The sequence below is a fragment of the Mumia sp. Pv4-285 genome (assembly GCF_041320275.1).
GTDB classification, from domain to species: Bacteria; Actinomycetota; Actinomycetes; order Propionibacteriales; family Nocardioidaceae; genus Mumia; species Mumia qirimensis.
This window is the reverse complement of record NZ_CP162023.1, coordinates 2,705,651-2,722,733: the sequence shown is the minus strand read 5'-3', so window position 1 is coordinate 2,722,733 and position 17,083 is coordinate 2,705,651. Positions and strand designations below refer to the sequence as shown.

The following is a 17,083-nucleotide window of genomic DNA, read 5'->3' as shown; positions in this document are numbered from 1 at the left end:
GAACTGATGACCACCCCCAGCACCCTGCGTACCGGTCGTGAGCCGGTCCTCAGCATCCGGAATCTCTCCGTCGCCTTCACCACGTCGCGCGGTGAGGTGGAGGCCGTGCGCGATGTCAGCCTCGACGTCTCCGCAGGGGAGACGGTCGCGATCGTGGGGGAGTCGGGCTCCGGCAAGTCGACGCTCGCCGCGTGCGTGAACCGGCTGCTCGCCGACAACGGACGCATCTCCGCAGGCGAGATCCGGCTCGGCGACTTCGACATCACGGCGGCGTCCGAGCCCGCGATGATCAAGCTGCGCGGCAGCCGGATCGGCATGGTCCCGCAGGATCCGATGACCAACCTGAACCCCGTCATGAAGATCGGCGACCAGATCGCCGAGGCGCTGCTCGTGCACGGGATCGCCAAGGGCGACGCCGCGAAGGAGCGCGCCGTGGAGCTGCTCGAGCAGGCGGGGATCCAGGACGCGGGGTCGCGCTACCACCAGTACCCGCACGAGTTCTCCGGCGGCATGCGGCAGCGTGCGCTGATCGCGATGGCGCTCGCGTGCCGGCCCGAGGTGCTGCTCGCCGACGAGCCCACCTCAGCGCTCGATGTCACGGTGCAGCGGCTCGTGCTCGACCAGATGGCCGCGCTGGCGTCCGACATGGGCGCCGCCGTCCTGCTCATCACGCACGACCTCGCGCTGGCGGCCGAGCGGGCTGACCGTGTCGCGGTCATGTTCCGCGGGGAGATCGTGGAGACCGGGACGGCCGCGCAGGTCGTCGAGAACCCGCAGCACGAGTACACGCAGCGGCTGCTCGCCGCCGCGCCCGGGATGGCCAGCGTGAAGATCGCCGCTGCACCTGTCGTGCAGGCATCATCCCCGCTGGTCGAGGGAGCGCAGCGAGTCGAGACCGAGATTCTGCTCGAGGTGAAGGACGCGCTCAAGACGTACCGGCTGCGTGGCCAGGACGAGCCCTTCCGTGCCGTCGACCACGTCGACCTCACGATCCCGCGCGGGCAGACGGTCGCGATCGTCGGCGAGTCCGGATCGGGCAAGTCGACGACCGCGCGGCTCGCGCTGAAGCTCGAGGACCCCGACGGCGGCGTCGTCCGCTATCGCGGCACCGATGTCGGGTCGCTGCGCGGGAAGGACCTTCTGGCGTTCCGCCGGTCGGTGCAGCCGGTGTTCCAGAACCCGTACGCCTCGCTCGACCCGCGCTACACGATCGAGGAGTGCGTCACCGAGCCGCTACGCGTCCACAAGATCGGCGACAAGGCGAGCCGCCGCAGGCAGGTGGGTGAGCTGCTCGACAAGGTGGCGCTGCCGGCGTCGTTCGCGGAGCGGTACCCGCATGAGCTGTCCGGCGGGCAGCGCCAGCGGGTCGCGATCGCGCGGGCGTTGGCGCTGGATCCGGAGCTGGTCGTGATGGACGAAGCCGTGAGCGCGCTCGACGTACTGGTGCAAGAGCAGATCCTCGACCTCATGGTTTCGCTGCAGCGCGAGCTCGGGCTGTCGTACCTGTTCATCAGCCACGACCTCGCCGTCGTCCGGCTGGTCGCGCACCAGGTGTACGTGATGCGCGAGGGGAAGGTCGTGGAGAGCGGTGAGCCCGACGAGATCTTCCACGCGCCGAGCGAGGAGTACACGAAGCAGCTCATCGCGGCGATCCCGCACTACACGCCCGCGGCGGCGTAGAGAGCGGAGGCTTGACCTCAAGCCGACTTGAGTTCGTACGGTCGAGCGATGACGAGCTGGGCATACATCTACGAACATCCGGGAGCCGATCCTCAGGCGGACCGTACGGTGCTCGACCGCGCCGGCCAGCGGTCGTACATGGTGCCGGTGGCCGATCCGGCCGACGCGCCTGACGCCGCGCGGCGCCTGGTCGAGGAGGACCGCGTGGCGCTGATTGAGCTGTGCGGCGGGTTCTCGCTGGCTGACGCCGCTCGGGTGGCTGACGCGGTCGGCGACCGCGTACCGGTCGGCCACGTGACCTTCGCCGCCGACTCCGTGGAGTCAGCGGCGGCGTACAGCGCGGCGTACGCGGAGGAGCAGGGCGACGGCTGAGCCATCTGCCCAGGTCAGAGGCCGAATTCGTCGACCGCGGAAGCGTACAATCGGGATGAATAGGGACGTTCTAGACGTTGTACTGGTGACACCCGAAGGAGGTGCGCCATGGTCTCATCCCACTCCCACATCGGCCCCCGCCTGCAGCACACCGGTACGGAGCCCAAGACGGCCCTCAGTGCGTACCGGTTGCGCCTCGGCCTCGCGGTCGGCGGGCTCGTCGCGTTCGCGGCGATCGCTCTCTGGGTCCTGCTGACCCCGGGCATGACCTGGGCTGCATCGGTCCTCGGCGTGATCGCGGGTGCCATCGCCCTGCTCGCAGCGGTCGATGTCGTCATGATCCTCCGCGGCATGCGCCACGACCGCCCCGTACGCCCCCGCCACCGCAGCTGATTTCGCCCCCCGACACGCCGTGTCGCCGCCTCAAAACAGCCTCTGACCTGCGGCGGAAGAAATGTCAGTCCAAGTCGTGATGATGAGTTGCATGGGCTGGTGCTGCGGCGTACGGTTGCCACTACATCTAGTACTTACACGGATGTAGTTATCCACATCTAGTCCACACGGGACGTGGCGCAACCCACAGGAAACACCGGGTTCTCCACACGGCTTCCACAGCGAGACGCACAGGAGGAACGGATGCACTGCCCGTACTGCCGGCACACCGACACCCGAGTCCTCGACAGTCGCGTCGCCGACGACGGGGGAGCGATCCGCCGCCGTCGCAGTTGCACCGAGTGCAACAAGCGCTTCACGACGGTCGAGCAGATTCAGCTCACGGTCTGCAAGCGCTCCGGTGCCACGGAGCCGTTCTCGCGGGACAAGGCGGTCAGCGGAGTCCGCAAGGCGTGCAAGGGGCGCCCGGTGGACGAAGACGATCTCGCGCGTCTCGGCCAGCAGGTCGAGCACGCGCTGCGGGCGGCCGGGGGAGCAGAGGTGAGCTCGCACGAGGTGGGGCTCGCCGTGCTCGAGCCGCTGAAGGCGCTGGACCAGGTCGCATACCTGCGGTTTGCCAGCGTCTACAAGAACTTCACCGACGTGGCGGACTTCGCCGACGAGATCGCAGTGCTGATGGCGGCCGACGCCGACTGCGAGCTGGTCAAGGAGATCGACCGGTCGGACAGCAAGTAACACTGCACCACTCACATCACGGGGACACGGGGAGAAGGGGCACATCAGATGACGGAAACGGTCAGCGGACCGAGCGGGGCTGCGCGGGGGCGCAAGACGACGAAGCGCGCCGGCAAGGGCCTGACGATCGAGCGGGTCTACACCACCGAGGGTGTTCACCCGTACGACGACGTGACGTGGGAGCGTCGCGACGTCGTGCAGACGAACTGGAAGACCGGAGCGACGGTCTTCGAGCAGCGCGGGGTCGAGTTCCCCGACTTCTGGAGCGTCAACGCGTCGACCATCGTGACCACGAAATACTTCCGTGGCGCGGTCGGCACCGACCAGCGTGAGCAGTCGCTCAAGCAGCTCCTCGACCGTGTCGTCCTGACGTACGTGAAGGCCGGCAAGGACAACGGCTACTTCGCGACGGACGCCGATGCCGAGCTCTTCGAGCACGAGCTCACCTACATGCTTCTCCACCAGGTCTTCAGCTTCAACAGCCCGGTCTGGTTCAACGTCGGCACGTCGAGCCCGCAGCAGGTCTCGGCCTGTTTCATCCTCGCCGTCGACGACTCGATGGACTCGATCCTCAACTGGTACAAGGAAGAGGGTCTGATCTTCAAGGGCGGTTCCGGTGCCGGCCTCAACCTGTCGCGGATCCGCTCGAGCAAGGAGCTCCTGCACTCCTCGGGTGGTACGGCCTCGGGTCCCGTGTCGTTCATGCGCGGCGCCGACGCGTCCGCGGGGACGATCAAGTCGGGCGGCGCGACGCGTCGTGCGGCCAAGATGGTCGTGCTCGACGTCGACCACCCCGACATCGAGGAGTTCGTGCAGACGAAGGCGCGCGAGGAGGACAAGATCCGCGTCCTCCGTGACGCCGGATTCGACATGGACCTTGGCGGGCACGACATCTCGTCTGTCCAGTACCAGAACGCCAACAACTCGGTCCGCGTGAACGACGAGTTCATGCGTGCGGTCGAGGAGGGCGGCGAGTTCGGGCTGCGTGCTCGTACGACGGGCGAGGTCATCGAGACCATCGACGCCAAGAAGCTCTTCAAGGACATCGCGCAGGCTGCGTGGGAGTGTGCAGACCCGGGCATCCAGTACGACTCGACGATCAACGACTGGCACACCACGCCGGAGACCGGTCGCATCACGGCGTCCAACCCGTGCTCCGAATACATGCACCTCGACAACTCGTCGTGCAACCTGGCCAGCCTCAACCTGCTGAAGTTCCTGCAGGACGACGGCTCGTTCGACGTCGAGCGCTTCGTGAAGTCCGTCGAGCTGATCATCACCGCGATGGACATCTCGATCACCTTCGCCGACTTCCCGACCGAGGCGATCGGCGACACGACGCGCAAGTTCCGTCAGCTCGGCATCGGCTACGCCAACCTTGGCGCGCTCCTCATGGCGTCGGGCCTCGCGTACGACTCCGACGGCGGCCGCGCCTTCGCGTCGGCGATCACGTCGCTGATGACCGGCACGTCCTACCGTCGTTCGGCGGAGCTCGCCGGTGTCGTCGGCCCGTACGAGGGCTACGCCCAGAACGCCGAGCCGCACGCTCGCGTGATGCGCAAGCACCAGGCCGCCAACGACGCGGTCCGCACGATGCACGCGATGGACATCGCCGTGCACCGCGAGGCCACGAAGCAGTGGGCCAAGGGCATCGAGATCGGTACGAAGCAGGGCTGGCGCAACGCTCAGGCGTCGGTGCTGGCACCGACCGGCACGATCGGCTTCATGATGGACTGCGACACGACCGGCATCGAGCCGGACTTCTCGCTGGTCAAGTTCAAGAAGCTCGTCGGTGGCGGCTCGATGCAGATCGTCAACCAGACGATCCCGGTCGCCCTCAAGAAGCTCGGCTACACCAACGAGACAACCGAGGCGATCGTCGAATACATCGCCGAGCACGGTCACGTCATCGACGCACCGGGTCTGAAGACCGAGCACTACGAGGTCTTCGACTGCGCGATGGGGGAGCGGTCCATCAAGCCGATGGGTCACGTCCGGATGATGGCAGCGGCGCAGCCGTTCCTGTCGGGCGCGATCTCCAAGACGGTCAACATGCCGGAGGCGGCCACCGTCGAGGAGATCCAGGACATCTACTTCCAGGGCTGGAAGCTGGGCCTGAAGGCGCTTGCGGTCTACCGCGACAACTGCAAGGTCGGTCAGCCGCTCTCGTCCGGCAAGGGCGAGAACAAGGGTGTCGACTCGAACGCGAAGGCCGAGGTCGTCGAGACCGTCAAGACCGTCGTCGTCGAGAAGCCGATCCGCAAGCGTCTCCCCAAGACGCGCCCGTCGCTGACGACGTCGTTCACGGTCGGCGGTGCCGAGGGCTACATGACCTCGGGCTCCTACCCGGACGACGGACTCGGCGAGGTGTTCCTCAAGCTCGGCAAGCAGGGCTCGACCCTGGCCGGCGTGATGGACGCCTTCTCGATCGCGGTGTCGATCGGCCTCCAGTACGGCGTGCCGCTCGAGACCTACGTCCAGAAGTTCACGAACCTCAAGTTCGAGCCGGCCGGTCTGACCGACGACCCGGACGTGCGGATGGCGCAGTCGATCATGGACTACATCTTCCGCAGGCTCGCGTTGGACTACCTGCCGTTCGAGGTGCGGTCGCAGATGGGTATCCACTCGGCCGACGAGCGCCAGCGTCAGCTGGACACCGGTTCGTATGCGCCGGTCGAGGAGGAAGTCTCGGAGTCGGAGAGCCTCAAGAACACTCCGCCGGTCGAGGCGACGAAGTCGATCGAGACCCAGTCGGCCGAGACCACCGCCGAGCTTGAGCGTGAGTCCCAGGTCGACGCCGCTGATGCGGAGATCGTCGCCGGGGCCGCACGCCCGGCGCCGAAGCAGGCGCACACCAGCGCCGAGCTGCTCCAGGTGATCTCCGGGACTGAGGTCGACGCACCGCTGTGCTTCACCTGCGGGACGAAGATGCGGCCAGCGGGCTCCTGCCACGTGTGCGAGGGCTGCGGAGCGACGAGCGGCTGTAGCTGAGCGATGTGATGGTGATGTGGGGCCCGGTGTTGGACTATTATCGTGCCCCACATCGTCAATTTCGCTGGGGTGCTGATGGCGTCATATCAGGGGCGGAACGCCGAGATTCGGAGCATGGCATCGGAAGGCATCACGCAACGCGAGATTGGACGACGATTCGGGATCAGTGGTCCGCGAGTCAATCAGATACTTCGTCAGGAAGCTTCGTCATCCGGCCAGGTAGCCGTCGGGACCGCCAAGTACGAGAATCTGAGCATTGACGAGTTCCTTGCGCGGCATGGGAACACCATTTCGCTTCTCGGTCGCAACGGACACAAGGCGAGCGACATTAAGACTCGGTTCCGGCTACTTCTTCCTGAGATTGACCCTGCTGTCATTAACGAAGGTATTGAACGCAGCGACGAGCTCATCGACTCCTGGGAGAGCGCCCCTCACTTCTCTGAGGCCCTTGTACGAGCCGGGATCTGGCTCGTAGTTGCGCGTGTGAATGCCGTCAAAAGCGAGACTGGCATTGCGCTTACTACGCTCGATATCGACACGATTGAAAGCGTGCACAGAGTGATGACTGCCGACATGGGCGTTCCTAACGAGCGTGCCATTATGGCGCTGGACTCGATCGCGTCGGCGATTATCGCTTCTAGCCAAACACAGCTGTCGATATCCCTCGCTCGTTACGACGCTGAACGGCGTGTCGTCCTGGCTGAGTTTGGCTTGCCATCCGGACGGGGGCGGTTCGTTTGGCCGCCAACGTCCCAAACGGTACGGCGAAGGCTCGGTGATGGGCACTGGTCTGACGCGATTTCACGCCTCGGAATGACAGTATCCCCAGGCGGTAGGGAGCGGGGTGGCGTTCTCTTCGATGCGAGTGACTACGCAGAGGCTGTCGCGGACTTCTTAGTTGTGTGTGCTGCGAGCGGTTCCATCGACTCTCTTGACAACTTTTCCCGCTGGGTTGTCGCGGAGCTTCGGGCTGGACGTCGACGTCCTTCCGCGCCAGCCGTGCAGCGGCACTTTCGGTCATGGACTGAAGCGCGCCGGCACGCGGTATTGAACGGCGCAACCAGGCGCGGATTCGGGATCTCGCCGTCGGTTGCGGCACGGGCCCTGCACTCTGCTGTTGAGGAAAGGACCCATGCGATCGAGGTCATCCGTATCGCGTCGGCGCGTGCCTCCTCGCGTGAGGTCTCGGGCTATGTTCGGAGAGCAACGGAAGAGTTTGAAATTCAACGGAGGGAATGGATCTGGCGGGTTGCAGGTAGGGACTTCGAAGCAGCCCGTTCAAGGCAGCTCGCACGAAATGATCTTCCTCGACGGGAACGTGCGGTATGGGGGGCCGCGACGTCGGTACGCGAGGCGCTAACGGATCGCTACCTGGACAGGCTGCTAGTCACCGACCGGCCACTCAGCAACACAGATGGCTGGCTTACGGGCGAAGCGCAGGAGCAGATGAGTTCGATTAGTGAGCAGGATCATGCCGCCTTTGCTGTGCTACGTGCGGGTCGGAATGTCTTCACGCACCACTCCCGGGAGTCGATGGGTCGCTTCCGCCCAGCGGTGGACAAGCTCGCCGATCTGAATTCCGAATTCACGTTCGCCCGTCCAGTAAGCGAAATCACAATTGTGCAATGGTTGCTTGCCGACTCCGCTCTGCGCCTTGTCGGTATGTCAAACTCAATAATCGCGGCATGGCGCGCGATGCTAGCGGCAGAAGCGGTTTTGGATTCAGAAGTATTAACCTGAGGTCAGGCGCCATTCTGAATTCCGAGCGTTGAAGCGGGACGTTTAACCGGGCATAGCCGTGAGCGCATCCTCGGCAGAACGCCCGGATCCGCTGGAACGTCGGCCGTCAGCTAGAGATCAGCTCAGAAGTCGCTCACGTTCCGAAGCGACGATCTCCCGGGCGACCTTAGCGTCGGAGATGTCGAAGGCTTCAGGAGCACTGTCCGCCGTCTCCGAGACGCGCGCGAACTCGGCGAAGAGGCCGCTCTTGCGCGCCAAGATCTCCGTGATCCGCCGGTCGACACCGTCCTCCGACAGGAGCCGGTGCACCTGGACGGAATCGAGCTGGCCCATGCGCCGTGACCGTGCGATTGCTTGCCACTCTGTAGTCGGCTTGAGTTGGGGCTCACAGATGACGACGACAGAGGCGGCCTGGATGTTGAGACCGACACCGCCTGCGACGATCTGCGCGACCAGCACGGCGCCATGCGGTGCGCGGGAGAACTCATCGACCATCGCCTGACGCTTCGCGGCAGGGACTGATCCGGTCAGCGGCCCGAAGACCTTTCCGGGCAGAATCGAAGCGACGTCATCGAGTACGTCGCGGAAGTGGGAGAAGACGAGAACCCGCCGTTCGTTCTCCTCGGCCTCCTCGACGATGTCGAGGAGGCGTTGCATCTTCTCGGACCTGGCGCCTGAGCGCAGTGCCGCCTGGCGCATGGCCATGAAGTTTCCCTCCATCACAGCAGCCCGGTAGTGCTTCTCGTCCGAGGCGGACAGCGGCATCCACTCGTCAACCTCGACGAGTGCCGGAAGTTCCGTGAGGACGTCCTCCTGGTTCCGTCGCAGGTAGGCAGGTGCGACCTGCTTGCGGAACTGTCGTGGCGAGAACTCGGTCGCGCTGACAGTGAGGTCAGGGCGCAGGTAGCCGATGAGGTTTCGGAATTCCTCGATCCTGTTCTCGAGAGGCGTGCCGGTCAACAAGACAGCTCGGTCGCTGCGGCGGATCAGGCCGAGGGATCGCCGCGTGCGCTGGGCATCGGGGTTCTTGATGTAGTGCGCCTCATCGAGGATGAGGCACGCGGGTTTCGCCTTGTCGGGGACCTGGCCCTCCAGCCAGCCGAGGCTGTCGTACGTCGTGACCGCGACGCCGCCGTTGCGGATCCAGGAGGTGAGAGAACTGTCGCGCCGCGGCCCGTGGAGGCGGTGAGCGCGCAGGTCAGACTTGGTGCCCACCTCGCGCACCCAGTTGGTCACGACAGCCGCTGGGCAAACGACGAGGAAATGATGCGAGCCCTTGGTACGCAGGTGAGTGAGCACGGCAAGCGACTCAACAGTCTTCCCGAGTCCCATCTCGTCGCCGAGGATCACCTTGCGCTGGACGATTGCAAACCGCGCGCCGAACGACTGGTAGCCGCGCAGCGAAGCCTTGAGGTGCGCCGTCTCCAACTTGAGAGCGCGAACGGCTTCCACGATCTCGGCGGAGAGATCGCCACGGCTCTTATCCTCGTCGTCGGACAGGAAGCCAAGCTCGGAGAGCATCGCGTAGTAGTCAGCCGGCCGGGAAAGGAAGTCATCCCAAGGGTCGCCGTTCCCCAGATCGCCGCCGCCCCCGGAAAGGAGAGACGTGCCGCGGTCGAGGCCGGAGATGGCAGCGTAGAGATCTTCGACCGACCGAGTCCCAGGGATGACAACGACGTGGGACGTCTCGCGGTCCAATGAAGTCAACACGGGACGAAGTGACTCGGCTGCAGCGAGCACTGAAGTTCCACTCTTGATCGATCGGGCGGAGTCCCACGCACGTAGCGCTCTGAGTAGGTCAGTCGTAGCCGCCGAGCGATTCTTGATATCGATGCGGACGGGCATCTCGTCGATGGTCGTCTGCCAGATCGAGCGTGCCGCGCCGAGCATGCGGGTGCCGGTCGTCTCGCCGACGCCCGGCAGGGCCAGGATCCGTGCGCCCTGGTCAAGGACCTGCTGCACGTTCGAGAGGCCAGCGCTCGTGAGAGCGTTGATTCGCAGTTGCCCGTTGGTGGCTTCCCTGAGACGTTCAACGGGCATATCAGCGATGAGCTTGTGCGCTTCACCCTGCCGGACCGCCTTGGCCGCCAAGGTGACGGACGCCGGAAGTCGGTTTCACGTTGAAGAGCACGATCGATCGCCGTGATGCAGGCGATGGCGGAATCCAGGCTATCGCGTGCGATGATCTCGGCCTTGCCGCCGAGCTGAGCGCTGAACCCGACGTAGTCCTCTAGCACCGACGACACACCGATTAGAGCGAACCTCCCCTCATGCGACTTCTCGAGGTGCTGCAAATCAGCGAGGAATCTCGAGGTGCTGATCCGCGCATGAACGCGAGTCAGGAACTCGGCGGCATCGGCCGCGGCGCCTTTGCGGGCCTTACCTGCGAACACGCGTCGGGTGCCGAACAATGCCCTCGTGGCATGCAAGGCTCCCGTGATCGCCTCACCTGTCAGTTCGTCGATCGTTCGTTGGACATCGACGGTGGGCTTGGGGAGGGATCGGGCGCGGGCCATCGCGGTAACTGGGTCCCCGTCGGACGGGCTTAAGTTGAGTGTCCGCCACAGGACCTTGCCGTTCAGCCCAATCGGTGTGACGCGGCGAGTGAGTCCCGCAGATGCGTTCACGGCGTCGCCCGTGATGTGCTGGCGATCGCTGACCACTCGCGCGGCACGCTTTGCCCAGCCGTTGACATCGTCGGCTACACCCTTGAGGTGCTGACGCTCTGCTCGGTCCATGTCTCCCTGCTGAATCGGTTGGGTTGCTGAGAAGATTAATAGTCGGCCCCGACGAGTTCCGCGAGATGGGCAAACTTGTCCGGGCAGCGAAGTACGGTCGTGGGGCTGTCAACCAGGAGGTTCATTCGTGCGGCTTGAAGAGCTGAAGCCCGGTCTGCGGATCGACGGTCTCATCCCCGCCGAGGTAATCACCGTCATCGCCGCGCAGTGGCACGGCACGGATGCACTCGAACTGACCTACAAGAACGCCACCGGCGGGCTCGGTCAGCAGGTCGTGTTTCGCAAGGACCAGGACAACCTCACGATCGCCCGGAGCGGCAGCCGTGCCTTCGCCGCCGCCGCAAGTGACTTCAAACTCGTTGCCGAGGCCCAGCGCATCTCGCTCGCTGGTCTCTTCGACCCGATGTTGGCAGTGGCTACAAGTGATGTTCAGCCGCTCCCGCACCAGATCCGCGCGGTGTACGGCGAACTGCTGCCGCGCACTCCGCTCCGGTTCCTCCTCGCCGACGACCCAGGTGCCGGCAAGACGATCATGGCCGGCCTCTACGTCAAGGAGCTTCTTCTCCGCGATGACGTCAAGCAGTGCCTGATCATCGCCCCGGGAGGTTTGGTCGAGCAGTGGCAGGACGAGCTCTTCTTCAAGTTCGGGCTCCGCTTCGACCTGCTCACGAACCAGCTCATCGACGCCCAGGCGAACTTCAACGTCTTCGAGACCAACCCACTGCTCATCGCCCGCATGGACCAGCTCTCCCGCAACGAGCAACTGCAGGCGCAGCTCAAGGAGACCGAATGGGACCTGATCATCGTCGACGAGGCGCACCGCATGGGGGCGCACTACTTCGGCGGCGAGCTCCGCAAGACCAAGCGGTTCCTTCTCGGTGAGATCCTCGGCCAGATCACCCGCCACCTGCTCCTGATGACCGCGACTCCGCACTCGGGCAAGGAGGAGGACTTCCAGCTCTTCCTCACCCTGCTCGACCGCGACCGGTTCGAGGGCAGGCACAAGAAGAGCGCCGATGTCAGCGGCATCATGCGCCGCATGGTCAAGGAGGACCTCCTGACCTTCGAGGGCAAGAAGCTCTTCCCCGAGCGCATTGCCGAGACCGTCCCGTACGAGTTGACCGCGCTGGAATACGACCTCTACGAGGACGTCACCCACTACGTCCGCGAGGGGATGAACCGCGCCGAACGGATCGGCGGCAAGCGCAAGAACACCGTTGGGTTTGCGCTCACCGTCCTCCAGCGCCGGCTCGCGTCCAGCCCCGAGGCGATCTACAAGAGCCTCGTACGACGCTCCGAACGGTTGGAGCGAAAGAAGCTTGAGATCCAGAACGGCACCTACCGCGACGCTGAGCCGGGCATCGATCTGAGCGAGATCGATGAAGATGAGTTCAATGCCGAGGAGATCGAGTCGGCCGAGGAAGAGCTTCTTGACGCCGCCACCGCAGCGCAGACGGTCGAGGAACTCAACGCCGAACTCCTTGAGCTCGCGGACCTCATCGAGACCGCGCGACTCGTCCGCGAAGCCGGCACCGACCGCAAGTGGACTGAGCTGTCCAACATCCTTCAAGACAACGCGCTCGTCACCGACCAGAACGGCTGGCCGCGGAAGTTCATCATCTTCACCGAGCACCGCGACACCCTCGACTACCTCCAGGGCAAGATCGGCTCACTCATCGGCAAGCCCGACGCCGTCCGTGCGATCCACGGAGGCGTGCGGCGCACTGAGCGTCGCCAGATCACTGAGGAGTTCACCAAGAACCGCGACTGCCAGATCCTGCTGGCCACGGACGCTGCCGGTGAAGGGCTCAACCTCCAGGCCGCGCACCTGATGGTGAACTACGACCTTCCATGGAATCCCAACCGCATCGAGCAGCGATTCGGTCGCGTCCACCGCATCGGCCAGGAGGAGGTCTGCCGTCTCTGGAACCTCGTGGCATCCAACACTCGCGAGGGTGAGGTCTTCACCCGACTGCTGGAGAAACTCGACCAGATGCGCGAGACCTACGGCGGCAAGGTCTTCGACGTCCTAGGCGAAGCCTTCACCGACATTCCGCTGCGCAACCTGTTGTTGGAGGCGATCCAGTACGGCGAGCGCGAGGACGTGAAGGCGAAGATGCACGAGGTCATCGACGCCTCCGTCGGGGACGGACTCAAGGACCTCCTTGACGAGCGTGCCCTCGCCTCCGAGCACCTCGCAGATGCGGACCTCCACGCACTGCGTGCCGCCATGGACGAGGCACGAGCCCGCCGGCTCCAGCCGCACTACATCGAGCTCGCGTTCAAGGCCGCGTTCACCAAGCTGGGCGGTCGCATCGTCAAGCGAGAGCAGGGACGTTACGAGATCCCTAATGTTCCGCAGCACGTTCGCTCCGCCGGGAAGGGACCGATCGCCACCAAGTACGACCGGGTCACCTTTGATCTGGCCCACGTCCAGCCGGGCGATCTGAGTCGCGCGGACCTCCTCGCACCGGGCCATCCTCTCCACGACGCGGTCATGGGAGAGGCGATCCGCAACTTCGGCGGCGCACTCAACCAGGGCACCATCCTCGTCTCGTCGACAATTGAGGAGCCCCAGTTGCTGGTCGGAGTCGTCGAGGAGGTCGCCGACGCCACCGGCGATTCGGTCGCGCGACGCTTTGGCTACGCCTACGTCGACCACTTCGGCACCGTCAGCTCGGCTGGCCCGGCACCGTACCTCGACTGCGTAGCCGCACCCGCCGGTCCGGCAGTCGACGCTGCCCGCGGCCTGGCCTGGCTCGGCGACGCCGAGGACAAGGCGATGAGCTGGATCATCGCCAACCAGCTCCCTGAGTACCTCGCCGAGGTCCAGCCCCGGCGGCTCGCGGAACTCGAGAAGGCACGCGACCTCGTGACGAAGCGCCTCAGCTCCGAGAGTGAGCGGCTCCTGCTGGACGCAGCGGTGGCATCGGAGAAGGAGCAGAAGGGCGAGAAGCCCAAGGAGTCCTCCGACAGCCTCAACCGCAAGGCGGTCGAGCTCGACGTCCGTCTCCGCAAGCGCCTCGCGCTGCTGGACCAGCAGCAGCTCATGTCGACCAAGCCGCCGCACATCGTGACCGCGGCATTGGTGCTGCCGATCGGGATGCTCGAAGGCGAGATCCCGGCCACCGCACCTATCCACGCCAAGGAGACCAAAGAGGTCGAGCGCCGCGGCGTCGACCTTGTGCTGGCACGGGAGCGCGAGCTCGGTCGGAAGCCTGTCGAGCAGGCGTTCAACAACAAGGGATTCGACATCCTCTCGACCGACGCTAACGGCGACACGTACCGTATCGAGGTAAAGGCCCGTATCGAGGGCGCCAAGGACTTCTTCGTCACCCACAACGAGGTCATGACCGGCAAGAACGCCGTCCCGCGCTACCGCCTCGCGCTGGTCAGGGTCGATCAGCGCGGAGCGCATTACGACGAGGTCCGCTACCTAGACGACCCGTTCGCCACCACCGACCTCGGCGACTTCGAGGCCACCGGCATCCGCGGGGACTGGGCCAAGACGTGGGTGAAGGGCACGGCGCCGTTCTGATGCTCTCTGGGCCCCACCAATCACTCGCGTTCCATGCCGAACTGTCGGGCCCACCGGTAAGTTCATGCACACATCACGCGTCGCATCGGCGGCGAGGTTCGCCCGTCAACTCGGGCACGGAGGGGTCGGGGAACTAGTGCACAAGCGCAAGCTGATCGAGGTGGCTCTGCCGCTGGAGGCGATCAACCGAGAGTCTGCTCGGGAGAAGTCGATCCGGCACGGGCATCCGTCGACCCTGCACCTTTGGTGGGCGCGGCGCCCACTTGCGGCGGCTCGCGCAGTGCTGTTCGCGCAATTGGTCGATGACCCCTCCTCCCTCCCTGATGAGTTCCCCACCGAGGAACTGCAGCGCAACGAGCGCGAGCGACTGCATGCTCTGATCGAGCGATTGGTTGCGTGGGAAAACGTTCGGGACGTCAAGTTGCTCGCAGAAGCCCGCAAGGAAATCCTTAAGTCGACGGGCGGTGCGCCTCCCGCGATCCTTGACCCATTCGCTGGCGGCGGAACGATCCCACTCGAGGCTCAGCGCCTCGGTCTTGAGACGTTGGCGTCGGACCTCAACCCCGTTGCTGCGCTTATCAACAAAGCACTGATTGAGATCCCACCCAAGTTCCGCGACCAGCCACCAACCTTCCCGGGTCTAGCGGAAACGCAGATCACGGAGTGGGCAGGTGCCGCCGGCCTCGCCGCGGACATCCGCGCGTACGGCGCGTGGATGTGCGACGCGGCGCAGGATCGGCTCGGCGCCATGTACCCCAAGGCTCCCCTTCCCAGTGGAGGGACGGCAACGGTGATCGCCTGGGTATGGGCACGGACGGTCGCCTGCCCCAACCCCGCTTGCGGAATCGACATGCCGCTCGCGAGGTCCTGGTGGCTGAGCAAGAAGAAGGGCAAAGAGGCCTTCATCATCCCGACAGTGGTGGGTGACCCGACTCGTCCGTCCGGAATCCGGGTCAAGTTTGACGTTGGCCACGCCCTGACGCAGGCGCCCACGGATGAAGCGGATGGCACGGTGGGCCGAACGGGCGGGCGCTGCGTGGCATGCGAGACGGCAGTCCCGCTGAATTACATCCGCGCCGAGGGGCGTGCGCGTCGGATGGGTGCCGAGCTGATGGCGATCGTCGCTGAGGGGAATCGCCAACGCCTCTACTTGGGGCCTACTGAAGATCACATCGTTGCAGCCTCCGTCGAGCGGCCCGACGACGTTCCCGCTGGGGACCTTCCCAACAATCCCCGAGACTTCAAGACCCCGAACTACGGAATGACCAGTTGGGCCGATCTATTCACCAACCGTCAGCTGGTCGGATTGACGACGTTCAGTGATCTCGTCGCCGAGACCCGCAAGAAAGTCATGAGCGACGGCGGTTCGTCCGAATACGCGGACGCGGTGGCGACATACCTGGGGCTGGCCATCAGCCGGAATACCGACTACTCATCGGCCATCTGCAGTTGGCACTCCGGAAGGGACACGGCCCGCAACGTTTTCGCTCGGCAGGCCATCCCGATGGTGTGGGATTACGTCGAGTCGAACCTAGTGTCGGGGTTGTCAGGCAGTGTCGCGAGTCAATTGTCCTGGGTAGCCGGCGTGGTCGCCGCACTGGTGCCGGCAGCGCCCGGCACTGTTGAGCAGGCCGACGCATCGACTCGTTCTTACGACAACTTCGTGGTCTCAACCGATCCGCCGTACTACGACAACATCGGCTACTCCGATCTTTCGGACTATTTCTATGTGTGGCTGCGCCGGACGCTGCGTGATGTTCACCCGGACTTGCTCGCCACGCTGCTCGTCCCCAAGGCCGAGGAACTGGTCGCGAATCCTTACAGGCATGATGGGAAGGGCGGCGCGAAGTCATTCTTCGAGGATGGCTTCCGGAAGGTCTTCGCACGTGCTCGCGAAGCCGCCAGCGACGAGTACCCCATCACAGTCTGGTACGCGTTCAAGCAGAGCGACGCGGATGAGGGCGGTGAAGCGTCCACAGGCTGGGAGACCCTGCTTGAGGGGATGATCGGCGCCGGTTGGGAGATCACCTCCACGTGGCCTAATCGATCCGAGATGAGCAACCGGATGATCGCTAGCGGAAACAACGCGTTGGCCTCCTCCATCGTTCTCTCCCTTCGGCCCAGGCGGGAGAGCTCACCAACGACCGATCGCCGCGGCTTCATAGCCGCACTCGAAGCGGAGTTGCCCGACGCGCTTCGTCGCCTGCAGCAGGGCCGAATCGCGCCGGTTGATCTGCCGCAGGCGGCAATCGGCCCGGGGATGGCGGTCTTCAGTCGCTACTCGGCCGTACTGGAACCGGACGGTCGCAAGATGACCGTCCGATCGGCCCTCTCCCGGATCAACGAGATCCTCGATCGAGTGTTGAACGAGCAGGAGGGAGACTTCGATGCCGCGAGCCGCTTCGCCATCGCTTGGTACCGGCAGCACGGCTACGGGACGGGGAAGTTCGGCGACGCAGACAATCTGGCTCGCGCGCGCAACACGAGTGTCGACCTGATGGATCGAGACGGCATCCTGACGTCAAGAGCGGGGACCGTGCAACTGATCAAACCTGCGTCGCTCAGTTGGGATTACGACGTCGTCGCTGACGCCCATACGAGCAACTGGGAGGCGCTCCATCACTTGATCAAGGTTATGGAGCGCGATGGCATCCGTCCTGCGGGCGACTTTCTTCGCGCTGCGTTGAGCAGGCGAGATGGCGCGGTGGACCCTGACCTTGTCAAGGAACTCGCCCACCTTCTGTTCCGAATTGCGGAGAGCAACGGGTGGACGAAAGACGCCCTGAGCTTCAACAGCCTGGTCACCTCTTGGCCCGAGATTCTGGACGTGGCCAGAACCGTCACGAATGCCCCCGGAAGTTCGCAGGGCTCTTTCGAGTTCGATGAGGACGAGTGA

Annotated in this window: 9 protein-coding genes; 8 read left to right on the top strand and 1 reads right to left on the bottom strand. The window is 64.7% G+C overall.

Annotated features, from left to right (window positions below):
• The first annotated feature begins 6 nt into the window (after positions 1-6).
• The 6 genes from AB3M34_RS13095 to AB3M34_RS13070 all read left to right on the top strand — a co-directional run bounded on the left by AB3M34_RS13095 (position 7) and on the right by AB3M34_RS13070 (position 7,911).
• Complete coding sequence (locus AB3M34_RS13095) at positions 7-1,680, top strand: ABC transporter ATP-binding protein (protein ID WP_370614466.1); 1,674 nt, start codon at positions 7-9, stop codon at positions 1,678-1,680.
• Positions 1,681-1,728: 48 nt separating this feature from the next.
• On the top strand, positions 1,729-2,052 hold the full coding sequence (locus AB3M34_RS13090) for a DUF6506 family protein (protein WP_370614464.1): 324 nt from the start codon (positions 1,729-1,731) through the stop codon (positions 2,050-2,052).
• A gap of 108 nt (positions 2,053-2,160) precedes the next feature.
• The gene (locus tag AB3M34_RS13085; RefSeq protein ID WP_370614462.1) at positions 2,161-2,445 is read left to right on the top strand and encodes a DUF6343 family protein; all 285 of its coding nucleotides are present in this window, start codon (positions 2,161-2,163) and stop codon (positions 2,443-2,445) included.
• Between the two features lie 243 nt (positions 2,446-2,688).
• Positions 2,689-3,180 (top strand): transcriptional regulator NrdR, encoded by a 492-nt coding sequence (nrdR, locus tag AB3M34_RS13080; protein WP_370614461.1) that lies wholly within the window; start codon positions 2,689-2,691, stop codon positions 3,178-3,180.
• Positions 3,181-3,228: 48 nt separating this feature from the next.
• Complete coding sequence (locus AB3M34_RS13075; protein WP_370614459.1) at positions 3,229-6,171, top strand: vitamin B12-dependent ribonucleotide reductase; 2,943 nt, start codon at positions 3,229-3,231, stop codon at positions 6,169-6,171.
• Between the two features lie 42 nt (positions 6,172-6,213).
• On the top strand, positions 6,214-7,911 hold the full coding sequence (locus AB3M34_RS13070; protein ID WP_370614457.1) for a hypothetical protein: 1,698 nt from the start codon (positions 6,214-6,216) through the stop codon (positions 7,909-7,911).
• A gap of 117 nt (positions 7,912-8,028) precedes the next feature.
• On the opposite strand, the gene AB3M34_RS13065 is transcribed toward AB3M34_RS13070, so the two are convergent.
• Positions 8,029-10,002: a DEAD/DEAH box helicase gene (locus AB3M34_RS13065; protein ID WP_370614456.1), complete on the bottom strand. Its 1,974-nt coding sequence runs from the start codon at positions 10,000-10,002 to the stop codon at positions 8,029-8,031.
• 774 nt (positions 10,003-10,776) lie between these two features.
• On the opposite strand from AB3M34_RS13065, the gene AB3M34_RS13060 reads away from it, so the two are divergent.
• Both AB3M34_RS13060 and AB3M34_RS13055 read left to right on the top strand, forming a co-directional pair.
• Positions 10,777-14,187, top strand: coding sequence for a helicase-related protein (locus AB3M34_RS13060; protein WP_370614454.1), 3,411 nt, complete (start codon positions 10,777-10,779; stop codon positions 14,185-14,187).
• A gap of 136 nt (positions 14,188-14,323) precedes the next feature.
• Positions 14,324-17,083 carry a DUF1156 domain-containing protein gene (locus AB3M34_RS13055; RefSeq protein WP_370614452.1) on the top strand — a complete coding sequence of 920 codons (2,760 nt, stop codon included), beginning with the start codon at positions 14,324-14,326 and terminating at the stop codon, positions 17,081-17,083.

Coding starts and splice junctions, on each gene's coding strand:
- AB3M34_RS13095 (WP_370614466.1), top strand. CDS start 7: ATGACCACCCCCAGCACCCTGCGTACCGGTCGTGAGCCGGTCCTCAGC.
- AB3M34_RS13090 (WP_370614464.1), top strand. CDS start 1,729: ATGACGAGCTGGGCATACATCTACGAACATCCGGGAGCCGATCCTCAG.
- AB3M34_RS13085 (WP_370614462.1), top strand. CDS start 2,161: ATGGTCTCATCCCACTCCCACATCGGCCCCCGCCTGCAGCACACCGGT.
- nrdR (WP_370614461.1), top strand. CDS start 2,689: ATGCACTGCCCGTACTGCCGGCACACCGACACCCGAGTCCTCGACAGT.
- AB3M34_RS13075 (WP_370614459.1), top strand. CDS start 3,229: ATGACGGAAACGGTCAGCGGACCGAGCGGGGCTGCGCGGGGGCGCAAG.